15 protein-coding genes are annotated in these 23,126 nt (G+C 51.8%); 3 read left to right on the top strand and 12 right to left on the bottom strand.

What is annotated here, in order from left to right; translation table 11 throughout:
* Positions 1–271 precede the first annotated feature (271 nt).
* From ACHUEV_RS15965 to ACHUEV_RS15995, 7 genes are all read right to left on the bottom strand, one after another.
* Positions 272–910 (bottom strand): sugar transferase, encoded by a 639-nt coding sequence (locus ACHUEV_RS15965; protein ID WP_394181750.1) that lies wholly within the window; start codon positions 908–910, stop codon positions 272–274.
* Positions 911–1,268: 358 nt separating this feature from the next.
* Positions 1,269–2,207 carry a hypothetical protein gene (locus tag ACHUEV_RS15970; RefSeq protein ID WP_394181613.1) on the bottom strand — a complete coding sequence of 313 codons (939 nt, stop codon included), beginning with the start codon at positions 2,205–2,207 and terminating at the stop codon, positions 1,269–1,271.
* Positions 2,208–2,223: 16 nt separating this feature from the next.
* Positions 2,224–3,006: a formyl transferase gene (locus ACHUEV_RS15975; protein WP_394181614.1), complete on the bottom strand. Its 783-nt coding sequence runs from the start codon at positions 3,004–3,006 to the stop codon at positions 2,224–2,226.
* Positions 3,003–3,890 carry a PIG-L deacetylase family protein gene (locus tag ACHUEV_RS15980; protein WP_394181616.1) on the bottom strand — a complete coding sequence of 296 codons (888 nt, stop codon included), beginning with the start codon at positions 3,888–3,890 and terminating at the stop codon, positions 3,003–3,005. Before ACHUEV_RS15980 ends, ACHUEV_RS15975 begins: the two co-directional genes overlap by 4 nt.
* Before the next feature lie 4 nt (positions 3,891–3,894).
* A complete protein-coding gene (locus ACHUEV_RS15985; RefSeq protein ID WP_394181618.1) occupies positions 3,895–5,064 on the bottom strand; it encodes a glycosyltransferase family protein in 1,170 nt (389 codons plus the stop codon).
* A complete protein-coding gene (locus tag ACHUEV_RS15990; RefSeq protein ID WP_394181620.1) occupies positions 5,061–7,121 on the bottom strand; it encodes an acyltransferase family protein in 2,061 nt (686 codons plus the stop codon). The genes ACHUEV_RS15985 and ACHUEV_RS15990 overlap by 4 nt, the downstream gene beginning before the upstream one ends.
* A 386-nt stretch (positions 7,122–7,507) precedes the next feature.
* A complete protein-coding gene (locus tag ACHUEV_RS15995; protein ID WP_394181622.1) occupies positions 7,508–9,151 on the bottom strand; it encodes an ArnT family glycosyltransferase in 1,644 nt (547 codons plus the stop codon).
* Positions 9,152–9,648: 497 nt separating this feature from the next.
* On the opposite strand from ACHUEV_RS15995, the gene ACHUEV_RS16000 reads away from it, so the two are divergent.
* The 3 genes from ACHUEV_RS16000 to ACHUEV_RS16010 all read left to right on the top strand — a co-directional run bounded on the left by ACHUEV_RS16000 (position 9,649) and on the right by ACHUEV_RS16010 (position 14,283).
* Positions 9,649–11,283, top strand: coding sequence for a hypothetical protein (locus tag ACHUEV_RS16000; protein ID WP_394181624.1), 1,635 nt, complete (start codon positions 9,649–9,651; stop codon positions 11,281–11,283).
* Between the two features lie 121 nt (positions 11,284–11,404).
* Positions 11,405–13,051, top strand: a complete 1,647-nt coding sequence (locus tag ACHUEV_RS16005) for a GMC oxidoreductase (protein WP_394181626.1) — start codon at positions 11,405–11,407, stop codon at positions 13,049–13,051.
* 14 nt (positions 13,052–13,065) lie between these two features.
* Positions 13,066–14,283: an O-antigen ligase family protein gene (locus ACHUEV_RS16010; protein ID WP_394181628.1), complete on the top strand. Its 1,218-nt coding sequence runs from the start codon at positions 13,066–13,068 to the stop codon at positions 14,281–14,283.
* Between the two features lie 73 nt (positions 14,284–14,356).
* Here the strand turns inward: ACHUEV_RS16010 and ACHUEV_RS16015 are convergent, their stop codons facing one another.
* The 5 genes from ACHUEV_RS16015 to ACHUEV_RS16035 form a co-directional block, all read right to left on the bottom strand.
* Positions 14,357–18,145 carry a LamG-like jellyroll fold domain-containing protein gene (locus ACHUEV_RS16015; protein ID WP_394181630.1) on the bottom strand — a complete coding sequence of 1,263 codons (3,789 nt, stop codon included), beginning with the start codon at positions 18,143–18,145 and terminating at the stop codon, positions 14,357–14,359.
* Positions 18,146–19,335: 1,190 nt separating this feature from the next.
* Complete coding sequence (locus tag ACHUEV_RS16020; protein ID WP_394181632.1) at positions 19,336–20,289, bottom strand: glycosyltransferase family 2 protein; 954 nt, start codon at positions 20,287–20,289, stop codon at positions 19,336–19,338.
* Entirely contained in the window at positions 20,286–21,113 is an 828-nt protein-coding gene (locus tag ACHUEV_RS16025) for a sulfotransferase family 2 domain-containing protein (protein WP_394181634.1), read from the bottom strand. The genes ACHUEV_RS16020 and ACHUEV_RS16025 overlap by 4 nt, the downstream gene beginning before the upstream one ends.
* A gap of 36 nt (positions 21,114–21,149) precedes the next feature.
* Positions 21,150–22,070: a glycosyltransferase family 2 protein gene (locus tag ACHUEV_RS16030; protein WP_394181636.1), complete on the bottom strand. Its 921-nt coding sequence runs from the start codon at positions 22,068–22,070 to the stop codon at positions 21,150–21,152.
* Complete coding sequence (locus ACHUEV_RS16035; protein ID WP_394181638.1) at positions 22,067–22,987, bottom strand: glycosyltransferase family A protein; 921 nt, start codon at positions 22,985–22,987, stop codon at positions 22,067–22,069. The genes ACHUEV_RS16030 and ACHUEV_RS16035 overlap by 4 nt, the downstream gene beginning before the upstream one ends.
* Between the last annotated feature and the right edge of the window lie 139 nt (positions 22,988–23,126).

The raw sequence follows: 23,126 nt of genomic DNA on the forward strand, positions 1-23,126 counted from the left end.
AATATGATCAACATAAAAAATGACTGCTAACAGCACATATGCGCGTGATAAACACTCCGACATGCAATTACAGCGTGTAGTTCTCATCATATGCCTTACCGTCCTAGCTGCGGGCGTGCTGAGCATGAGCATTGGCGGCAACCTATTCGTCTGGGTCTGCGCTGGCTGGTTACTAAGTGGACCGCTCGTTCTGATCGATGCTCAGCTTTCCACGCGACGGAATAACACATCCCGCCGCGCGCAGCCACAGTTTGGTTCTGAACCGGCAGCCCTAGTAGGCACCGCTGGCGTTAAGTTTGAGAAACTTGCGAGCAGTCAGCAAGACAATCACGACATCCTTAACTAACGTTCCGTTGCGGACATAGTCCGCATCAAGACGCACACGTTCGCTGTAAGTGCTGTCAGAGCGCTGTGCAGATTGCCATGGTCCTGTTAGACCCGGACGCACCGACAAATACGCATGCCGATATCTGCCGTAGTACTCTAGCTCGTCCTCCACGACTGGGCGTGGCCCGACGATGCTCATATCACCAAGGATAACGTTAAAGACCTGCGGCAGCTCATCCAAGCTGGACTTCCGAAGAAGATGACCAATGCCAGGAATGATGCGAGGGTCTTCACGCAGCTTGCGCGTATCGTTCCATTCTGCACGCAATGCAGGGTTGTCTTTTAGAAGCGCATCCAGACGTTGGTCTGCATTCATCGCCATCGTTCTGAATTTATAGCAACGGAATTCCTCGCCTCCTTTACCGACACGAGTATGACCATAGAACACTGGGCCGCCGTCCATAAACTTTAGTAGCAAAGCAATGGTGAGCATGACAGGCGTGAATAGAACGAGCATGAATACAGAGAATACGACATCAAAAATACGTTTGCCGCGAGAAGAGGTCGTCCACGAATTGGGCACGTGTAGAGAATATGACTGATACATATCGATTGAATCCACCTATTTAACAAACAGCGGACCCAAGAACAGAAATTGGAAGGGGAACTCCGCCGTACTTAATTATTTCAATGCCTTTATACTTATCGGAGAAGGGTTAGATGGCAAGGAAATATTAATCATTTGCTGTCCTATGCATCACAACCTGTGGTTCTTCTGCCTAAAATTCGACCCAAGCGCCAAATAAGTTAGCGAGCTGCAACACCTTCCGTTAGGTAATCAACAAATTCCAATCACTAACAAAAGATCATTGTCGCTTTCAAAAATTGGTCAACAATCACTACTATGCTTATGAAATGTATCGCAAATATGACTGCCCAAATTATTCACGTGAAATAAAGTGAGTCGTTTTCGGCATTGGATCTTCGCCATATATTTCGATATCAAAATCCTTCAAAACGCGGCACATGCGTTCAATTTGACGATCAGAAAACTTTGTCCGCCACTTGCTAACCTGGTCTTCTGGATTCTCCAAAAGGCTCTGTTCTTGGGTCATTCGACTGGCTTTTTGAACTTGCGCAAGGGCATTTTCAGGAACCGATTCTCCCCAACCAGCAAAGAGCCTTTCGATCTCTTGCTCCGGAAATAGCGATAAGGTTTCGTAGTACATCCGCGTCACACACGCTTCGGTCACCTCGTCTTCAAGGGCTGTTTTTTGCGTCCGACACCACATCCCCACGATCTTTTCTTCGGGGGTTTCTAACCCGCGAATATAGGCCGCACTTTCGGCCAAATCTGACGAATATCTGCCGCGATTTAGGTCCGCGCCCATACCCGAAGTGTCAAAATTCCCCATCTTGATTTGCGAGGCCGTGATGGCAAATGGGTGACGCAGAAAGTGAATGGGCCGCCTGTTGAACGCGACCTTTCTTACCATCCAGGGTAGAAAACCATTCGCGCGGCAGCATTTTACAATCAGTCGCTCTGCCTTGATGTAATCAGCGACCGGGCTCGCCCAGCTTGTCCATTCATTAATCAAACCACCCGACAGAATTTTGCGTAGAAGCCTTTCCGCCTCGGGCCAGTCGGCCTCTGGCGGGATGTACTGGCGCCACGCAAAGCCGATGTCACGGATTTGCGGCACATGATCACGGTGAAATGGCTCCCAAATGACAGCACTTGGCGTCGACGCGCTTAGCACCTCACTCAGCCACGTCGACCCACTGCGCGGATCACAAGACAAAACAATCGCGTCTTCGGCCTTGTGCTGGCGTACCTGCAAAATCGCCGCAACGGCAGCTGATCTAATACGTTGTTTCATAGGCTTAGCGAAATCCTCATGTGTTCATCGCCCGGTAACCAAGTCCCGCAAGAAGACGCGCACGCAAGGCAAGCGTCTTATCTTGGCTGCGACGGGCGGTGCCCCCCTGCCCTTGTTGGCTCGGCTCAGCGCTGCCATCAAACACGCTTTCTAGGGCGTCGGGCATCGCATCCAATGCTGTGATTAGATTCCGCGTACGCACCATCTGCGGGGATGTCGTGGGGTCTGCTTGCGTCGGACGTTGCAGCACGATTTGACCAGTATCGACCCCCGCATCGATATAGTGAATCGTCACACCGCAGGTATCTACCCGCCCTTCAAGCACTTGCCAAAACTCGGCCTGCGTCCCGCGATAATCGGGCAAGATCGAAGAATGCATATTTAGCGCGCCCATAGGCGCAAGATCAAAGACCGGTTGGCGAAGAATAGGTGCGCCCGTGACCGCAATGATGTCAGGTGCGTGATCCGCCAGCCAAGCGACGCTAGCGGCGTTATTTGGGTTGTCGGTATAGTGAACCGCGATCCCTTGCGGCCATGTCTCAGGCGGTTTGGCCCGTTGTAAAAAGACGCTTTCCGCTTCGCGCGCTAACTTACGTTCTACCCGCAAGACGCGGCGCTCAAGTCGTGTTGTTGTTAGCGCCTTTTTAATACGGCTGCGTAGTTGTTTAAGCCGAGATTTCTTGCGGTCGATGGCAAGAACGCCAACAAAGCCATCCCCAAATCGTTCACTTAACGCCGCTGCCATTGCTTTGCCGAATGGTGCTTTGTGACAGATCAATATGATCGCTGGCTGCTTCATTCTGATCCCTTTTGTACGGGCGGCACATGGCGAAAGGTCTCAGTATTTCTAAGAAAATGATCAAGAAACGCGTCGGGCAGTCCAGACCAATGCGGCTCTTGCGGATAGTCCCCAAGCTGCGACCGATGGGCATACAGCGCCTCTGTCTTGATCCGCAACACTGGCCCGATGGACACCGACCGCATGCGCCAGCTAAACGCTGTGCGCATCATGTCGCGAACCCCAAACAAGAAGCCAAGCGTGTTTGTTTTGCCTTGATGGCGCCACGAACGAAAATCAAAACTCCAAACCGGATATTCAAACAGATCAACTCTTGGGTCAGACAGATTTTGCATCGCGAGATGGGCAGCCTGAGCCAGCGCAACATGGTCTGGATGTCCGTCGACTTCTGCACAAACATATACCTCGCGGGGCTGCGTCTGCCGGATGAGCGCCAGAATTGCCTCGCTCAGATCAGCGACTTGGTTCGCTAACTCACTGTCCTTAAAGCCAAGAAAGCGCACACCTTCGGGCGACATGCCAAGTGCCTCACAAGCCGTACGGGTTTCAACCTCGCGCAATGCGATCAACTGCTCCTTTGTGGTCGTCAGCCAACGCTCATGGCGATGACTAGCCGACCCATCGGTGGCAATTGCGACTGTCACCTGCGTGCCTGCCTGACGCTTTAGCGCAATGATGCCGCCGCAACCCAATGTCTCATCATCCGCATGTGGGGCAAGGATAAGCGCGGGCCGGGTCTTAACCGCTTCGGTCATATCTTGGGATTTCGCACGCAGAACCCAACGGAAAATCGTGCAGGCAGATTTCTCTGCCCGGTCCCAAAAGGCTTTGCGCAGCTCTTTAACACCTATCTTGCGGCTTGGTACGTCAGCGGGGATACTCATTCAGTTACTGCCTCGCGCCAAGCTGGGAAAGAAAATACTCGCGCCGCCGCATCATTCCGGCAGTCTTGCGTAGAACCTCGAGCGGCGAAACGACACGTTCCTCTGTTTGGTTATCCGCAGTCTTGCCCGCCATTAGGTCATTTAGCCGGCCAGGAACCGACCCAATACTATGGCGTGCAGCAATGCTGTTTCTGGCACGGTCGGCAAGGCTGCGGGCTGCAGCCGGGTCCGCGCGCAAGCGCCCGATCATTGCGGCGGTTTCATCTGGCAAGCAATACAAAGCAAGATCACCAAATGTCGGCTCTAGCCGCGGATCAAGGATACAAACCGCGCCCATCAACATCGCCTCAGCCACTGTACGGCCAAAGCTTTCACTGGAATTGGGGTGAAAATGATAAATGAACACGTCCAACTGATCGAGGAACTGCGCAACTGGTTCGGCATCAAACGGGATCACGGTCCAGCTGGAACGATCAACGCCCATCGTATCCAGTTCTGCCGTCGGCGCGCCCATGACCCGAATGCGCGTGTTTGGTAACGATGGCAGGCTCGCCGCGATCTCGGCCGCAGTTTCCGGCCATTTCAACAGATCAGCACGCCCGTGCCGCCCAATCGTGATGTGATCGCCAGTAAAAATCTCGCGCGTGGGGGTCCAAGCGCTGACATCGAATACGTTCGGCCAGTCTTGCGAGGCAAGGCGTATCAGGGGCGCAAAGGACTGTAATTGCTGACGACATATCCCCGACACCGGCGCCCAAATGGGCTTGGCCCCGGTCGCACGGTACGCACGCCACGACGTTACAATTGGATCATATTGCAGCGAGCCATCGCCCCGGAACGGCAGGTGATGCGCCACCATAAACGACTTTTCGACCTGCAACTGAATCGGCTGATCCAGCCCATAAAAAAACGTCATCGGATGATGAAGAAACGCCGCACGCGCCTTAACCACACGGTAGGCGGTATCGTGAATAACATGAAGACGGTTGTCTTCGCGGATCTTGGCAACGGCTTTGCTCCGTGCTTCGGTCACATCGCTAAGATAGGGGCTTTTTACCTCGACCAACCCCACTTCAAGTCCCGCATCCAGGAACGCATTGATATCGCTAGCCATCGCCGCAGCGGTCCCCCCGGCAAAACGCGGGTCGATGACACAGATCACATCAAGCGTCATAATGTGCCATCCCCTTCCATAACCTGCGCTGCCACTTGGCCCGCTTTCATGACGCGATCGAACTCGTGTCTCAACAGGGCCGCACCCGCACTGCTCAGGTGATCATCATCGTAATATAGCGCTTCACCTTCTTCATAAGTGCGGCAAAGCAGATCATCACATAGATACCGATAAGGTCGTATCTGCATCGCCCCAGTCTTGGCCGTTATCTCATCCAATCTTTCGATGATTGCATGATTACGCGCTTCAAAATCGGCACGCGGCAGTCCAAACTCTGCGACGGGCCGCCCCTGCAGCGAAAGTTTAGCTAGTGTTTCTGGCACTTTGTGCCCGATTTCGGGGATGGGATAGACGACCGCCACGTTTATCCCGGCATCGGTGATACGCGTGACGGTTTCATCAATTTTCGCCATCAACTGTTCAAACCGCTGTCCTTCTTCCCACCGACCCGAGGTAGCGTCTTCAAATATCGTTGGGCCAAAGCCCCTTTCGGCAAGCCCGTAATCTAAAAGATAGCCGTCGGCGGCCATCGCGTACCGCGCAACGATAATTACGGTCGTCAGCGACGGGGTGTCCAAAATATAGTCCATCGCGCCGTTGCCATATTCAACGCAGCGCCCTGTCCGCCCGTCTAAGCGCTCCACATTTTCCACTGGCAGGCAGCCCGACCGAGACAAATAAGCGACCCGCAGTGATGCCCGATGCGCTGCGGCCTCGACCTCGGGTAGCAACGCAGCGGCATGGCTATCACCCCATAGTGCGATGCTCGGATCACCCGCAGAGGCACCAAAGATACAAGGATCACTGGGTGCCCGCCACCCATCAAACCGCGCTGTGCATTCACGCAATTGCGGATGTCGGTCATCTGTAAATGCAGCTAATCGTACCGCTTCATCCGGCAGACGCCACGGCCAACCCTGCCCCTGAACAATCCCCCAAGACAACGCAGCAATGGCAAAAATCCCTGCCAGCGAAAGGCCAAATATCCGACCCTGCGAAAACGTGGGCGCAGCATTTTTTACGCGCCCGAATGCCGGAGATTTACGAAACGGCGCCTCGACGTATTTCCAACTGATCCACGCAAGAATGATCGACACAGCAACCACAATGACGCAGCCAACAAGGCCCGGCCTGTCAAATGTAATCTGCTGATAAAACACGATAACCGGCCAGTGCCATAGGTAAAGCGAGTATGAAATCAGCCCAATCCCAACAACCGGCGACATCGAAAGGAAGCGATCGCTGATTGTATCACCGTGCCCCCCGCAGGCCAAAAGCAGACCGGCACCTGCAACTGGCAACAACGCAGCATAGCCGGGGAAATTCGTCGTCTCATCAAAGGCGGCAACCGCAAACAGAATGCTGGCCAAACCAAAGAGGCTCAGACCTTCGCGCATACGACGGCCAAGGCGAATATCGTCCATACTCAGCGCGATCAGCGCCCCCAACCCCAGTTCCCATGCGCGCCAAGGCAGCAGGAAATACGCCATCTCGGGGCGCATCGATGTGGTTAACGCGCTCAGCGCGAATGAAAGCAATGTCAGCGCCGCAATTACTTTTCTAGGACCCTGACGCATCCATGCCAGCAGCATCATGAGCGGCGGAAAGAAGATATAGAACTGCTCTTCAATCGCGAGCGACCAAGTGTGTAGCAATGGCTGACTATAAATGCCGGGGCTAAAATACCCGGTTTCAGACCAGAACAGGATATTTGAAACAAACATGACAGTCGCGATTGCAGACTTCGCAGCATCTTCGAATTCTGTCGGCATAAAAAAGAAATAGCTCGCCGCCAGCGTCCCCACGATGACAGCAAACAACGCGGGCAATATGCGCCGGGCCCTACGTTCGTAAAAGCGCAAAATCGAAAAATTTCTGGTAGAAATTTCTCGCTGGATAATCGAGGTGATCAAGAAACCCGAGATCACAAAAAATACGTCCACCCCAACATACCCACCAGAAACGCCACTGACATGGGCATGAAACAAAACGACTGGCAACACTGCCACCGCCCGTAAACCGTCAATATCCCGCCTATACCTGTTCACAAACGCCACCCCCTACGTTCGAATCATTAGGCAACATACGACGTGGATGAAAATGTATGCTCTGGCTGGCTCGCGCAGTGGTCGTAGGAACGTTGTTAACAAAATGCTGATGAGCATTGAATGGAATAGAGAAATTGCCATTCGGCGAATGGGTATGAACTGCAATAGTTACGCCATTAGCTTCGAATATACCTAACAATAACCGGCTCCTACAGTGCCACTTTCGCAGCAAATAAATTAAAGTAAAAAATCAACTTTATTGAAATTTTACCGCATTTCAGGCGTTCATCAAATAACATTCTAAGACGCGCCCATTCGTAACCTAAAGTGCCAATAAGTACCCTTTTCACGTCTAATCGTGGCTCACCTGTACAAAACTGAAGCGCCCTATAACGTCATTCTCCGCAAAGATTTTCATAATAGGTAAATCTGAGTGTTTCTTGGTTTGGTCGAAATCGTTTCAGCGTTTCCGGGACTTCCAAAACGACACTGTTTTTATGATAGCACTCAGAGAACTGCTCAATTTGGCTAAGCTCGACGCCAGTCAAGAACCATTTATCCGCGTCGGCGGCATCGATCCCCTCGGCACCGCCTAGGACGATATAATCCGGCTGCCTCGAAAGTACGTAGGCTCCGTCACCTTTTCCATGGCCTGGCATCGCTTGGCGTCGCGCCAAGACAGGGACATCTTCGCGCAGCGCGATCGTGCGATCGTTCAGTCCCAGCATGTCGATGTAACGATGCGACGCCCCGAAATACGGCGTTGATCCCGCTGTATTCAGGGCGACCAGTGAGTCTGCGGGCCATGCTTCTTCGATATATTGACCAACGACTGTCCCATTGAACGCCGCCCAGTCCATCCGGAAAGAGCGTGCCTTGAACGTCGCGATAAACAACATGCCCAGCATAATCACAATGACCACCCTGCCCTGTGCCTTTGGCAGCCCCGATAATGCGACAACGGCTAGCAGCGTCGCAGGTCCGGCTATTGGCAATAACACGCGCGCGGCGGCCATATGGTCGCCTCCGGACCAAGCGACATACAGTGCAAAGCCCATGCAGACGGCCAATAGGGTCGCTCCAATTCGCGTGATACGGCCCCAGAACAAAGCTGAAGCGACCGCCACGGACGCACAACTTATCAATGGAAGATAAAGCAGCGATGATTTCACGAAGTAATCGACAACTTTTCCAAGGCGGTGCCCAAGCTCCAAACCAACCTTCGCGTGGAAAGTGTTGGGCACGACATCACCATAATAGGAAATGCGCCACGCCATATGGACCATAAAGATGACGAAAGGGATGCCAGCGATGATCGCTGCCCTACCCAAACGCCTTTGCCAGCTACCAGATGATGTGAACAGGTATGCGATGGCGGCAAAGGCAACCACAATCACCCCGTCAGGGCGCGTGAGGACGGCAAGCGCAAGGGATATTCCGGCGAGGATCAGTAATTTCACCTGCCGGGCTTCAGTGTCGGCGGCCATCCCTGCGACCATGAATCCCATACCCCAAGCGATAAACGCCGCTGCAACCGGCGCTTCCAAGCCGCCATAAATCCAGACGGCGACAGATACGTTTGCCAGAACAAGGGTTACGGCAAGCGCGTGCAGGTCTTTTCTGTCAGGAAAAACTGCGCGCGCGCCATAGACGACTGCAGCCACCATCAAAGCTATCGCAATACCGTTGATCACCCTAAGGGCCATGACCGGATCAAAACCAAGGTCGATGAAGGCAGCGGTCATCAAAACGTAAAGAAAGTTGGTGTAACCTTCGACACGATCACCCAAATTCCAGGACAGCTCTCCGCTTTCGACCAAATTGCGCGCGTATTTAAGCGAAATGAACGCATCGTCGTGAAGAAAGAAGCGATTACGCCATAGATTCATGCCAAATACGGCGATACCAGAGCAAAGGATCAGGGCGGTGAAATACCGCTCTGACCTGGCGCTGATCGTGCTTGAGCGATCGGAATGACCACTGAACAGCCGTCTGACGGCTGGCAGCACGCCGGCTTTTCCATCAGAAGACGAAGACATCAGCTTCAGCCCCTCTAACTTTGGCTACCGAGCCGTCGCCAGTAGGGTAAGTGCCGCAAGTGAGCACTGAAACGTTTTTTACCGCCTCAAACGATCTTCGGCATTCGTTTATATATTTACCTGTGGAAAGCATCTTTTGAATATCAATGCCCAAATTATCGGTCTCAAATACGTAGTTCACGACAGACCTACTCTCCTATTCAATCATTACAAAATGCTCTCTTAAACAATGGAAACGCGCAAACGAGAGCCGCGCCGGAAGGTAAAATTAATTGTACGAATTCGCTGTTCGGACCACGCACCGGTAATACTGGCACACTTGAATCAACAGACTAAGGACGCCACCACAACCTGTCAATCTTGCGACATAGGTTAGCGAAGTGCCTGCGTTCTACCTTGGATTATTTGCTCCGAATTAGGCCGCTTGCCGTATCACTGTTTTCTTTCTACGGTGGCTATAGAATTTTTTTGATTTTATTTGGTTTTTAGGGGCGCGCATGATCCAGCACCCAACGTTTTTTGGCCTAATAGCCCTAATCATGACGGGCATAGTCGCCGCACTGGCATGGCAATTGATTGGCGCACCCGCATTAGTCGGCATCGACGATGCGGCCATTACCCGTACTTACGCCGAAAATATCGCCGGCGGCTATGGCTTCGTTTACAATGCTGGCGGTGAACGCGTCGAAGGCGCAACATCTTTTCTTTGGACCGTTCTGGTAGCCCTGATCTACCTGCTGCCGTTCGATCCAAATATCGCAATTCTCCTCGCCTGTTTCGCGATTACTGTCGCAGCAACAGGGCTTCACCTTGCAATTGCAGCAAGGCTGGCTCACCTAACCGGGATATCAGCTACAACAAGCGTTGCCGCCGCTGCAGTTTTGCTTATCGGCGTACCCGATTTTTTCGTTTGGTCAGTTTTTTCGATGATGGAGCTAGCGCTTTGGTCAACAGCGCTCGCACTTTTACTGTTTCGTCTTATCGTTCTTTCTGATCCATCAGAACGTTCAATTGGACCTGTCGACCCTTGGCTTCTCATCGCTGCAATAACCCTTCCTCTAATCAGACCGGAAGGTGTTGCGATGGCTACGGGCCTGATTGTATTGTCGATGGTTCTGGTCCGCAGAGTAGCTAAGCCGCTCGTTGTGTCGCTTGTGGCAAGCCTTATTTCCTTTGCTGGGCTGGTCGCGTTTCGCTTGGCTTATTTCGGATTTCCGATGCCAAATACTTATTACGCTAAGGTATCTTCCGACCGTCTGCAGAATGTCGAAGACGGTACGAAATTCTTAGCTAGCTTTTTGCAGGCGCGCCCCTTTGCAGAGGTCGCCGTGTTATTCTGCGTGCTCGGTCTCATGCTCGCTGTTTTGCGCCTGCGTCAAAATTGGGCACCTGCAATTGTGCTTATCGGCTGCACCGTTCTTGGTGTTCTTGGCACATACGTCGTTTTGGGTGGCGACCACTTCGCGCTTTGGCGTCTCTACCAACCTGTCGTTCCGTTGATGATTGTATTTTTGGCGATCACCGTCCAAGTGATAGGCCAAAACGTAAGTAACATGTTACCGAATAAATTATTCGTGCCACTATCTCTTGTTGGCGTCGTGTTTTACCTCGCGTTGAACTGGCTTTTTCTTTTTCAAAGCCGTGCAGATGTGGTCAAGGAATATGACCTAACTGCCAAAGGAATTGAGTTTGGAACGTTCCTCAATTCAGTAAGCCCCCGTCCTCACTTAGGTGTTATTGCAGCTGGCGGTATCGCTCTTGGTTATGACGGCAAAATTTCAGACTTGATGGGCCTAAACTGGGTAAAGATGGCCCACGCAAATACAGTAAAAGAAGGCTTCCGAAATCATGCCAGCTTTGACAAGGAGACTTTCTATCAGTTCCCACCTGAAATGATTGCTATGTTCACGCGTGATCAATGTCAGACAACTGGTTGGATCGAACCTCGGGCAATTTCTGGCCCGCTCAAGGGCCTGCTGACCGAGCAAAGGTTCCAGGACATGTTTCAACCCATCATAATGACCTCTGACAATGGTGAATGTTGGAATGGATTTGCTCAGACGACATGGCTCGGGGTTATTGACGATCCTCGAATCCAGCAACTGTCTTGGGCAAGCCTAACATTGATGTAGAATGGGTAAATGCAGACCATCAGAATTTAAGCTGGAATGCCAAAATACTTGTATGAAATCACGGCGGACTTTGCGCCGATTATCTTTAACTTTTTGAGTACCGAACCGATTGGAGCAACCAATGCCGATGATCGACATCCACAAGGCTGCAGCGCGGACCTATGATGCATGCATCGTCGGGTCTGGCCCGGCCGGAACTGCCACCGCTATGGCAATGTCGGAAGCAGGCAAAGCCGTCTTGTTGATTGATGCCGGTGATATGGCACCTGCCCCCGGACCAAGCGCCGAGAGATCTGTACCGCGCGCGCATTCGCCATTGGATGAAACCAATTGCCGCGCCTTTGGTGGTACCTCTTGGCTGTGGGGCGGACGAATAATGCCCTTATCAGAACCCGAACTTCGTCGTCACGATTGGCCCGTTGATTACGAAACCGTTGCTCGTCATTTTGAAGAAGCGGCGGCTCTTCTTGGTGGCTCGTCTATTGATCGTCCTTTCTTGCAACCAGATAAAACAAAGCCATTTGATCTTAATGCGGTCGAGATGCTGGGACCTGACGGACCAGTTTCAGAGCGATTTCGTGACCGGCTAGAAGCGGCCACCGGTCCTGACATCCTGCTCTCCACTGTCGTCGTTGGTCTGATCCTCGTGTCAGAAGCAACGAACACGCCTTACTGTTCAGGTGTCCGCGTACGTCATGGGTCAGAAAACGCTATCAGAGAACTTAAGGCTGGCGTCACTGTTGTCGCTTCCGGCGGAGTCGAAACAGCGCGGCTGCTACTCGCGGATCAGGCACGGCATCCTGACACGCTTGGGCATTTGCAGGCACTCGGTGTCGGATATAGTGGGCACCTGACTGGCAGTGTGTCCCGTATTACGTTTCCCACAAAAACGGATCCACGTGAATATGGCTGGCGACCGCGCAAAACTGGAGAGTTCGTGCGTCGGGTTTTCCGAAGCACTGCGGTCGGCGTCGCCGAAGAAGCAAATATGTTCTTTTGGGCCAAAAACTGGCCACCAGAAAATGCCATACATGGCTCTGGGATTTTATCCGCCAAGCACCTCGTATCACGGGCACTGGGACGCGGCGGCCCACCCAAAGCCGATGGACCGGGAGTACCCGACCAATTGCGACCGACGTCGATGATGTCTCATGTGAAAAATATGTTCACTGACGCGCCCACTTCTTTTCGCGCTCTGCCAGATTTGTTTCGGGCAACGACAAATCGGTCGCGCCGCAGCCTTGATCATTTGATCCCAAACCGGGCCAACAGTTTTAGGCTATGTTATCATGCTGAACAGGAACGGAACCTCGACAACCGGATCGAACTTGCCGGGCCGGTTTCACATGACGAATTGCCAGATATCCGAATTCACTACGACTATTCGGATCGCGATGTCGATGCCGTTCTGCGTGGTCACGCCCTATTGGAAAAGGAACTAAAAGCATCCGGTCTGGCAGAAATGGTCTATGATAACGGCAAAGACGACCTGCGCGATATCGTACGTCAAAAGGCGCGTGATGGGTATCATCAGATCGGCACTGCCCGCATGGGCCGGGACCCCCAAGATAGCGTTGTTGACGGTGACTGCCGGATGCATGGGCTAAACGGTGTATACCTTGCAGGATCAAGCGTCTTCCGCAGCAGTGGCGCGGCTCTGCCCACGCAGACAATTGTCGCGCTTGCACTACGCCTGGCCGATCATCTGTGCGCAGACATGGACGGCGATAGCGAACCAAAGACCAAAGCCGGGGATCAACTGAAATGACGATGACCGCCAGCATGACCACTATGAAAGGGCTAACAGTCCCTGCCCGGCCAATCGAGAAGCTAATGACGGTCATGTGGTTTGTGGTCACTTTCACAGTGTTCCCAAACGATGAGCTGATCCTCTATCCGCTCGCCATATATTTTTTCTACGCGTTCTTTCGACATGGCCGAGATACACTGCCAATTTTACTAAGATGCTGGCCACTGCTTTTGCTGCCCGTTTGGGCCGTGCTGACGTCACCCTTCGCCGTCGTCCCTACCGTCGCGCTGCGATCAGCGATCCAAATGCTGCTGACATTTCAGGTCTGTATACTTCTGGTCGTCTGGATGCGGCCGCGCGAAATCCTCCTAACCGTACTAGCAGCGACGGGTATTTGCGGTGTGCTAAGCCTGTTCATCACATCCTACCATGACGGAGCGAGGACAGGCATCTTTGCCCATAAAAACATGCTCGGCGCGAAGATGCTGTTGCTGTGGTTGTCGGCACTATGCGTCGCCTTTGACCCTTGGATGCGACTATGGGTACGCAGCGTCGCGCTTAGTCTAGCGTTGCTAGCTTTCTTCCTCATTTTGGCCAGTCATTCGGCCACAGCACTGGTGCTAGCGGTCCTAATCGCAACGATGATTATCGGCTTTTATTTCTTTGCTGGTCGGGGCGCGCAGACACCTGTGGATCGGGCCGCTATCGGGCTCATTATTCTCGGCGTGCTCGGCATTGCGATCCCATTCGCGCTTTCAGCAACCGCGGAATCTCCGATTTCAATTCTTCTGCAGAAACTGGGGAAAAGCAGCACATTGACTGGGCGCACAGAGCTTTGGGACTATGCAAAGGATGTTATACGTCAACGGCCCGTGATTGGACATGGCTCCGGTGGTTTTTGGCGGTATGAAGAGAACGATCTGGTTAGACAGATCTTTGCAGAATTTCACAAAAGCCCAAACCAAGTTTTCTCGTTCCACAACTCATTCTATGAAGTCGCAGTGCACTTTGGTTGGATTGGCCTCGGCCTTACAACTCTTACACTTGGCTGGGCGCTACTCAGACATTTCCTGCAACTTTTACGAAGAGGCGGGATGCCTTTCGTCTTCTTTTCGACAATTGGCATCATCGAACTGATCAGGGCATTCGTTGAAAGCGAACTAATGCGGCCCTTTGTTCTCGCGCATATGCTGATTTGGATCGGTGCGATATACGTGTCCAAACATCCGCTGGCCGTCAGTAAGCGCTAGAAAAGACCTGACGCGGATCACCTACAGGCCATCCGCGTCAGGGTAACAAGTGACAAAGAACACCTAGATTGATTTAGATCAGATCATAAAGACCGATGTCGCCAGCAATCCAGCTGATGCTCTCGCCTAAGTGCCAAACTTCACTGTCCTTAGCTGTCTCTTCTTGCAAAAAGACGGATGCAGACCCGCTGTCCAAGTCATCAAGACGAAGTGCAACTGTATCATTGCCGTTGTGACTGGCAACAGAGCCTACGAACGCTACATCGTCAAAGTCTGAAGTGAAGTCGATGGTTCCGCCGTTATGGTTCAGGCTGTCGAATACACCGCTCGCAAACACAAACTGATCTGATTGGCCTTCATCAATCCGAACGACAAACACCGTCTCAGCATCGAAGCTACCAGAGCTTCCCTCTTGGCGTTGAAGTTCGACAGCCACGTCACCGTTGTCCTGAATGTCGGTCCGTACAACGACAGCCTCTTCGTTTTTGTCAGATCCGACCTGAGCGAAGACGACTTCAGAACTACCCAAATCGACCAGAGCTTCTCCAGCGCTGTTTGTTTCGACTCGTGCCGCAGAAATCGTACGCCCATCAGCAAGCGTATGCGTGCCCTCGGACAGAGCCATCCAACTGATTTCTTCAGTCGTATGCTTGCCATCAAGGTAATCCCATTCCTCGATCTGGTACTCAAAGCCTTCGTCCGTCACGTTGCGAACACGGGCAAAGCTTTCTTGAACACCATTGTTTGAAACTGGGCCCATCACGACCACTGCATCAGGGATTTCCTTGCTGAAGGTGACACTAATCCATTCCGAACTGCTGTTCTGCTTCGACTCAACCCGGCCCAATTCCATTACCGACGATGGTGATGGATCTTGAGACGCTGGTTGCGATGCAGCCGGAATTGAGGATTCAACGATCGACGTGCTGTTGCCTAAGTCTTTCTGATCTTCAAAGTCATAGACCGCGACAGGATCAGCATTCTCACCAATGGGCAGTTCGCCAACAAGAACATCGTTAATTTGTTCTTCGTTGTGCGCGCTGTCCCAGATGCGGACCTCGTCAAGCAGACCCACCAGGCCACGGGAGACGAATTGACCGTCGCCGAGCATGTTAACGTTGACCGGTTCGGTCCAGCTCGATTCAGATCTGCCAACCTCTGCACCGTCCTGATAGATACGGACTTCGCCGCCCTCGCGCACGACAGCGTAGTGTGACCATACGCCTTCAACGGATTCTTCGCTTGACGTAGCAATGACTTTGTTTCGATGGCTGACTGTCAGTCGACCATCCATAAAGTTGACATCAAAGCCATCGCCACCAACGATTGCGTCTGCAAGACTAATGCTCCGACCTTCTTTGAAATTGACCCAAGCAGCAATTGTGAAATCGTTGTTTAGGTTAACCTCAGGAATTTCTACGCCAGTTCTTGTAAGAGACAGAGCCCAATTCACAAGTTCACCAATGTCACCGCCCGTATTCGTAGGCCCTTCAACGACGACTGGTTCTTCAGCTGGAGTCTCTGGCTCTTCGACCGGCACCTCAGGCTGTTCAACTGGGGTTTCTGGCTCTTCTGCCGGCATCTCAGGCTGTTCAACCGGGGTTTCTGGCTCTTCGACCGGCACCTCAGGCTGTTCAACTGGAGTTTCTGGCTCTTCGACCGGCATATCAGGCATATGAGGTGTCGAGCCGTTGTCGCCAGAGTGGGTCATCGCATAGCTATCAAACACTTTAATCTCATTTGACGGTAAGGAGAATTCAGTGATCTCAAACTGCTCGAGATACGCATCTGTATAGCCCGTTAGTGTGATATCGATACGGTATGCAAAATGCTCGCCAGTAACGCGGTCAGTAATCCAAATAGCAACCGGCATGATCCATCCGCCGCCACCCCGCATCGCACCATGTACCGCCAGCAGTTCTTCGGGCTCTGAATTGCCATTCACGTTTGCAGTCGAGTCAATCCCGTCGTGATCAGACGTCGTTGTGCTTGTCCAACGATTGGACCCCAACTGAAGCGTTCCCGCACTGTCAGTGATCGTACCGGAAATAAAGATCTTGTCGTCACGCTGGCCCATTGTCAGGTCAGACGACTTGTCAATCGACAGGATTGGCTTGCTAACGAGATTGACGTTCGCATAGGATTCGAGACGGTTTTCGCCGTAAAGTTCGGCTTCCAGTTTGTTATTAACGTTATCAAACGTCAGACCAATATAGACACCATCGTTGTTCAAACCAGCATCGTAGATTGCTGAGCGGAAGTTTTCGAAATGGGTGTTAACGATGGACGTGCTTTCATGCTTCTCCGGCATGATAATGGCGCGCCCTGCTCCGTCTGCACCGATAAATAGCCCGTCACGGATGACGTATTCGCCCGTATAACTAAAGATGTCGAATACTCGGTTCACTTCCCAAGCGGTCATATCGACCATGTCGCTACGCAAGTCAGTTGTCGTAGATACGCCCTGGCGGTGCCCAGTATCCAAAACAGTTTTAACCGCGATAGCTTCGTTTCCGTGAAAGCCGATGATTGCTGGCTCTTCGTTATTGATCACATTTTTGAACGGTGCAGGGTCAAACTGAAGCGCATCACGATCAGGGTTATCAACACTTGTTGCCGCCGCGCGATACATCCAACCTGTATTGGCATTCGCGGCGATATTGTCCTGCTGAACGATTTGGCGCGCTTGGTTTTCATAGGCAACACCGCTGTGACCAAAATCAGCATCATGTTCATCACGTGCGATTGTGAACTTGCTCCCCGTGCCTGGAACGCCAGTCACAAAGTTGCCGATCCACTGGCCAATCTCATCGCCGTCTTCCGATACGATGCCTGCCCCATCAATGTCGTGCACAAAGTTGAAATCGACGGCAGCAGCGCTCGAGTGCTGGACGATCCCCCAGCTTGGAGAGCCATGGACAGAGTTACCGTAAAGAACAGCCATATCGCTATCCACAGTTGTCCCTGTTTCGTGCAGGTGTAGCGGATAACGCGAAGCAACGTTGTCTGTATCATTCAGCAAACGCGACTTGTCTGTACGGCCCAATTCAGTGAACTCGGCGAACTGTACGGACACGTCAGCGGTATGCATCATCATAACATGACCGCGAACGCCTTCTGGGTTCTCAGATGAGAATTCAATATTGCGGGTCGAGTTACCAACGTAGATATCGAGGTCATGGCCCTCAGGCGTTGTATGATTATGTGACAGCGCGCGATCAAGCTTAACAACAACGTCGCCACCGCTTTCACTGATAGACGTAATCGTGCGGTATTCATCCTGGAACTTACCCAGTGATGTACCCATAACAACGATCGTATCGCCAACGGCCCACCCTTCGGTGCCACCATCCAGCCTAAGCGTCGTCGCACCAGACAAAGCATTCCCTTCGAGAGTAGTATAAGGGCTCTTCTCATGTCCGTGGATTTCGACGCTGCCTTCAGCAATCAATCCGTGGCCAACCTGCTCTGGGTCAGTTGCTAGATCAATCTTACCATCTGCGAATACCATTTCAGCTGTGACATTCGCTTTGACGGGATCTTCAGCTGTACCAATCGTCAAACGTGACATCGTGCCAGTAAAAACTGTCTCAACGAACATGTATGTGTTCTGATCGGTCGCGAAGTTAAGCTCACCATCCACACGCACGACTTCTAAGCGTGCATCTGAGACTGAGTCATACTCGACCTTGATGCCCATTGGGATGTGGACTTTGGCATCTGCATTTGGGATACGTCCGCCCTTCCATGTGCTTGCATCAGTCCAAGCACCGGATGAAACCGCAACATGGGTCGCATCAGAACCGTCAAAAATGCTATCTGTCATACCGTGCGCCATCGCAGCGCCTTGAGTGTCGTTCATTTCCATTTCAATCTTCCCGATTGGGTCCCATTACGCGGAACCAAAGTTTCTACTACTCGTACTTCTTGCCCGCGGCAGTCTTTGCATCAGCGAGAGCCTAATCTTGGTCTTTCGAGGCGTCTCATCGTGCAGAAGCACAAAGCTAACTATCTATACGCGATTAGGAGAGCATCTACTCACCTTCAGGTTGTATACCCACATAAGTCTTCCCGAATTGGGGCGGGAATTGTGTCAAAATTGGGCATTGGTAGTTCCAAATTGTGGCAACTGATTTATCCACAGACTTGGATGTTCCCGATAGTGGTGGTCGTGCGTTCCTTCGTTTACGCGTTTACATATAGGCCCGTATCCACGCGTGAGTGGCGTAGGAGCTGGAAACCGGAGCCCATGGTTTTCCGGCAGTGCTTTTACTAATGTGATAACCGCTGAACACCGGGAAAATTGAAGGATTCATCGCACGCCCCAGTTGTGAGCGGATTCCCGTTAATAATCATTCAGAAATTGGCTGATTATCGCTTAGTTTTGACGTGCCCCAACGTAATAAATAGGCACCCAAAGCTGTTTTGAGAGCTTTTTAGACGTCAAAATGAAAGTGACAGACCCCATTCAGCGACAAAGATCACACGATGATCGAATCGTTTCCGAATCAAAGACACCCAAATCCAAGTTTTACGAGGCAGGCCTTTCAACTGTGGCAAAGATAGAAAAACGGCCTTGCAAATATGTCTTATCCGTGATTCCGGCCACATTTAAACCACAAATAATGATCTAATTATTAGATGAAAAAGAACCATATCAGCAGGGCGCCCATATGAATCGGCAGATACGAATCCTCATATGGCGGAAGATTCGGCACAAAATTTCACGAATTGCGGTAGATTCGACGGCTTAAAACCGGCATTAAACGCGCGCTCCACCCAAAGCATTCACCATTTGAAATGCGCTATTTAAATGCATCATTCTGACAGCCCGAAAATACACAAAACGAATGACACATTTCCCACAGGCTAGACCTTAAGAGCAGCCAGAAGTGAGACATTTTCTAGTCTGTCTGTGCCCTTGCTCACTTGACGCACATCTTGTGCTGCGCAGCTCAAGACGCGAGCTGCGACCGTGGGATTACCTCACTATGCGATAGTATTTCGCAAAACACGCTTAATGTCCGCTTTCAGGACGACACCAAACTGCACTTAATCTTCGGCACCTCGAATGCGTTTACGGACCGCCTCACCAAGGTGCCCCAAAACCCGTCCAGTCGCGCCCGGGTGCCGTACCAAGCTTGAGATCGCACTTAGTGGTTGGCGCGACTTCAACTTGCCCATCACATCCTCGGTCACAATCAATCGCATCAGGTTTTCCCGCCGTTTTCTTAACAAGGCACAGGCCACGGATTGCGCTTTCGGGTCCAACCTTGCTGCAACCGCATCGTCTGCCGTTAGCAGGGCACGCATGTGATCATCCTGCGCACGCCGCGATACTGATCCCGCCCGCCGGGTATAGCGATAGCCCGGATTTCCCGTGAAATAGAGAGTTGCCCCAGCAACGAGCGCCTCCAATATCAGGTGAAAGTCCTCACCGTTGCGCAGGGTTTCATTATAACGAAGACCCGTGCGAGCCAGAAACTCCCGCGAAATGATCGGTTTCGCGTATCCAAAACTCAGCTCTGATCGCTCAAAAGAATTCAGCGCAACCCAATCATCAAGGCCCAAAATCCCAGCTGCCCGCCGATCGGCCAGACAATCGCCATCAAGTATCTTCCCATCGGGATCCACGGAAACAAAATCATCAATAACAATGTCCGCTTCAGCTTCGACAGCCGCCCGGATCATTTCGGCCAATCGATCGGGTTCAAGGCTGTCGTCAGAATCCAGTATCGCAATCCAGTCGCCCCGCGCACGATCAAGCGCAAGATTACGCACGCCGGCCGGGCCGACATTCACCGGACTGAAAATAGGGATAATGCGGTCGTCCTTTTGGGACAGTTCTAAAAGGACGGATTGGGTAGTATCGTTTGAAGCATCATCTACAATAAGCAGTTCCAATTCGACCCCGCCTTGGGCCAACGCGCTGTCGATTGCACCAACGATGAATGCCTCTGCGTTGTGGGCCGCTATCACAACAGAAACGAAGGGAAGCTGGCTCATTGTCCTACTTGAGCCCGACTTTTACGCTTTGAAGATTTTCGAAAACGCTCAATCATACCGTAGTCCGAAGCATATCGCGCCTTAAGGCGACCTTTTAGATCTGCAGGTAGAAAGCTTTCATTGTCGGGCATGAATCCTTGCTCTTCGAAAACCTGACGGACCTGAGCCAACGGCAGCTCCGACGCCCCTGCAACATGTCTCAGCTCAATATCAGACGTCCGATTGACGGGACGCTGAAAATACCTGTCTGCAATCTCGGGGCCTAGGACTTCGGTCATACCCTCATGCAATTTCTTGACCGGAATGACGTCAGTATAAACCGCACGCCTCAGATGCACCGACTGAGGCTGAACATGTCGGTCAACTTGATGAAAATCGCGCTGCAGATAGCGTTCTACAAAATAGCGGAATGTTATTTCATCCGCCTGTCGTTCCTCCAGCCTTTCAAAGTTCCGGTGGATATCGACGGCGCCATTGACGGCAATGAACTTGTTACGGAACATCGACATGATGCGCTGCACCGGATCACGATAAACAAGCACAAGCCGGTCGCATTGGGCCAAATCACTTTCGGTCATAAGGTGATGTCGACGCATAAAATCAATTGGTCGTTCATCCGTCCGACGCTCATACTTCGCGGGTGCTAGATCAAGAAACATTCGCTTGAAGCTCGAACAGGCATTCTTGCGGATGTAGCAATACCCCAATCTCTGATCGCCAACATTAATTGCAAAGTGTTGACGCCCCTGCCCTCGGTAATCATCAAACCGCTTTTGCAGCCCTGACAATCCTACTTTGTTGATGAGCGTGCGATTATCAAACATGTGGGCTCAACCTCACAGTTTGCTTAGCAACCTCTTTCATGTTGGTTGATCCTTGCCATAAATCTCGTGCGAACGTCCTCCCAAGAACTGAAAAGCGACGCCTGCGTGAAGCGTCCCGCGCAAAAACCAAGAGATGCTCCTTTGTGCGGACGGGGCTGTAATTATCATCATACCCAAGCACGCAAGGCACTTGCCGGTAGCTCGCAAAAACTCACGCAGCTGACCAACGATTGAACCGTTCAGTCCCGCTTGCAACATCACTCCGTGAGTATGACCGAACCGAAACTTGCGCTGCAACAACCACCAAAGCGACGCGCGTTGCGGCAAAACCGCTTCTGTGACTTCCGCGTCCGGGGCATATGAAATTTTGCCACCGTTTCGATGAATGCTCGCAAAGTATATCGTGTCTTCGCCGCCGCTGCGGCCCAGCTTCTCACTAAACCTAAGGCCCACGACGCTCGGCGCGGTCCGCATCAAAAGCGCATTGCAACTGTACCCAGTCTTGATTTCGCCGTGGACATAGACAGGACGTGAAGAATGATGATCGCCAGCGCGCATCCAGCCGGGCGCATCGTCAGGGTAAATAGCACGGGCTGGCCCTAGCACGACTTCCGCCCCTGAAGCCTTCTGCTCTGCAACCAGCGCGTCGAGCCATCCGACACTTACCAATTCGTCATCGTCGATAAAGATCAATATTGGCGCGGTTGCAGCATCAAGGGCCGCGTTTCTTGCGATCGAAATATTGCGCCCAGGTGCATGTATATAGGCAAGCGCAAAGGGCATTTCACAAGCCTCAACGCGCACGCGCGCCGACGGTGTGTCATCATTATCTATGACAATCACCCGCACAGTTAATCCTTCTGGAACTGAAGCATCAGCAATCGATTTCAAAGTCGTGATGATATGATCACGTTGAAAGGTGCAGATCGCGATATCGATGTCAGTCGGCGCTGTCATCGCGCATATTCCAGCTTTCGGCGTCCAACCATGCCGGAAAGTATCCCAGCAGAGCGCGACAACAGCGCGACTCCGTTCGCAATACCAATTCGTCCTCTGAGCAAGGCAGTTACCAAAAAGCCAATACCAACAACAGCCATCCCACACCCGCGCACAAGACAATATAATGTAGCCTCTAGCCGAGATCGGCGAAGCAGTACTGTCATCGCGCGCGTCGTTCCATATCGAAACTGCCGGTTAATCGCCCACTTCCATGTTAGACGATTTGGCGGCTGTACTTCGCGCACCCAAGCATTCGCGGCATAAGCGCCTGAGCCACCGCTGTTTACAATGTCTTGAAAGAATAATGTGTCAGTTCCGCCATCGTACCGCAGCCGATTTTCGAAACGGCAGTCGTTCTCGGTAAGGAATGCTAAGTCTACCAATACGTTGTTCGTCCAGCTTTCGATCCGGCTCGCACCGTCAGCAAACTCTTTCTGCCGAAAAAACAGCGTCTTTAGCCACCATTCATCCTCGTTGTTATCAACCAGCATCTGAACTGGCCCCTGCACGAACGTTGCATTGGTTTCTTGTTCGATTCGCCACAGCTCCACGAGCCAATTTGGCGTTACAGTTTCGTCATCATCAACGAAAATCAAATACCCTTCAGTTCCCGCCTCCTGAACAACGCGGTTACGCGCTATTGGAATTCCAGGTTCTGGTTCATGAACATAGCGAAATGGCCAAGGAAAATCCCGTGTTATCTGCTCGAAAACTTCATAAGAAGAGGGTGTTAGATCATTATCAATAACAATAAATGTCAGTTCAATTTCATCCGGGACATTTAACGACCGATACGATTCTATGAGATTGGTCAAGCCATCAGGCCGTCGAAATGTACACGCCCCCACAGTTACCTTGGTTTTCGCACTGATCATAATAATAACCTTAGAAATAAATAGACAGGTAAAGACTTGAAACAACTTTAGTGTTGTTCATGAATGAATTAATCGCAAGTCTTAAGGTTGAAACGGGATTTCTCGCATTGCCGTGATGATGCACAGCAATCAGCACGAT

The sequence above is a fragment of the Yoonia maritima genome, from assembly GCF_043641945.1.
GTDB lineage: Bacteria > Pseudomonadota > Alphaproteobacteria > Rhodobacterales > Rhodobacteraceae > Yoonia > Yoonia maritima_B.

Excerpts from the sequence above, each read along its gene's own strand:
- ACHUEV_RS16005 (WP_394181626.1), top strand. The coding sequence starts at position 11,405 with ATGCCGATGATCGACATCCACAAGGCTGCAGCGCGGACCTATGATGCA.
- ACHUEV_RS15985 (WP_394181618.1), bottom strand. The coding sequence starts at position 5,064 with ATGACGCTTGATGTGATCTGTGTCATCGACCCGCGTTTTGCCGGGGGG.
- ACHUEV_RS15975 (WP_394181614.1), bottom strand. The coding sequence starts at position 3,006 with ATGAAGCAGCCAGCGATCATATTGATCTGTCACAAAGCACCATTCGGC.
- ACHUEV_RS16010 (WP_394181628.1), top strand. The coding sequence starts at position 13,066 with ATGACCACTATGAAAGGGCTAACAGTCCCTGCCCGGCCAATCGAGAAG.
- ACHUEV_RS16020 (WP_394181632.1), bottom strand. The coding sequence starts at position 20,289 with ATGAGCCAGCTTCCCTTCGTTTCTGTTGTGATAGCGGCCCACAACGCA.
- ACHUEV_RS16000 (WP_394181624.1), top strand. The coding sequence starts at position 9,649 with ATGATCCAGCACCCAACGTTTTTTGGCCTAATAGCCCTAATCATGACG.
- ACHUEV_RS15980 (WP_394181616.1), bottom strand. The coding sequence starts at position 3,890 with ATGAGTATCCCCGCTGACGTACCAAGCCGCAAGATAGGTGTTAAAGAG.
- ACHUEV_RS15970 (WP_394181613.1), bottom strand. The coding sequence starts at position 2,207 with ATGAAACAACGTATTAGATCAGCTGCCGTTGCGGCGATTTTGCAGGTA.
- ACHUEV_RS16030 (WP_394181636.1), bottom strand. The coding sequence starts at position 22,070 with ATGACAGCGCCGACTGACATCGATATCGCGATCTGCACCTTTCAACGT.
- ACHUEV_RS16035 (WP_394181638.1), bottom strand. The coding sequence starts at position 22,987 with ATGATCAGTGCGAAAACCAAGGTAACTGTGGGGGCGTGTACATTTCGA.
- ACHUEV_RS15995 (WP_394181622.1), bottom strand. The coding sequence starts at position 9,151 with ATGTCTTCGTCTTCTGATGGAAAAGCCGGCGTGCTGCCAGCCGTCAGA.
- ACHUEV_RS16015 (WP_394181630.1), bottom strand. The coding sequence starts at position 18,145 with ATGAACGACACTCAAGGCGCTGCGATGGCGCACGGTATGACAGATAGC.
- ACHUEV_RS16025 (WP_394181634.1), bottom strand. The coding sequence starts at position 21,113 with ATGTTTGATAATCGCACGCTCATCAACAAAGTAGGATTGTCAGGGCTG.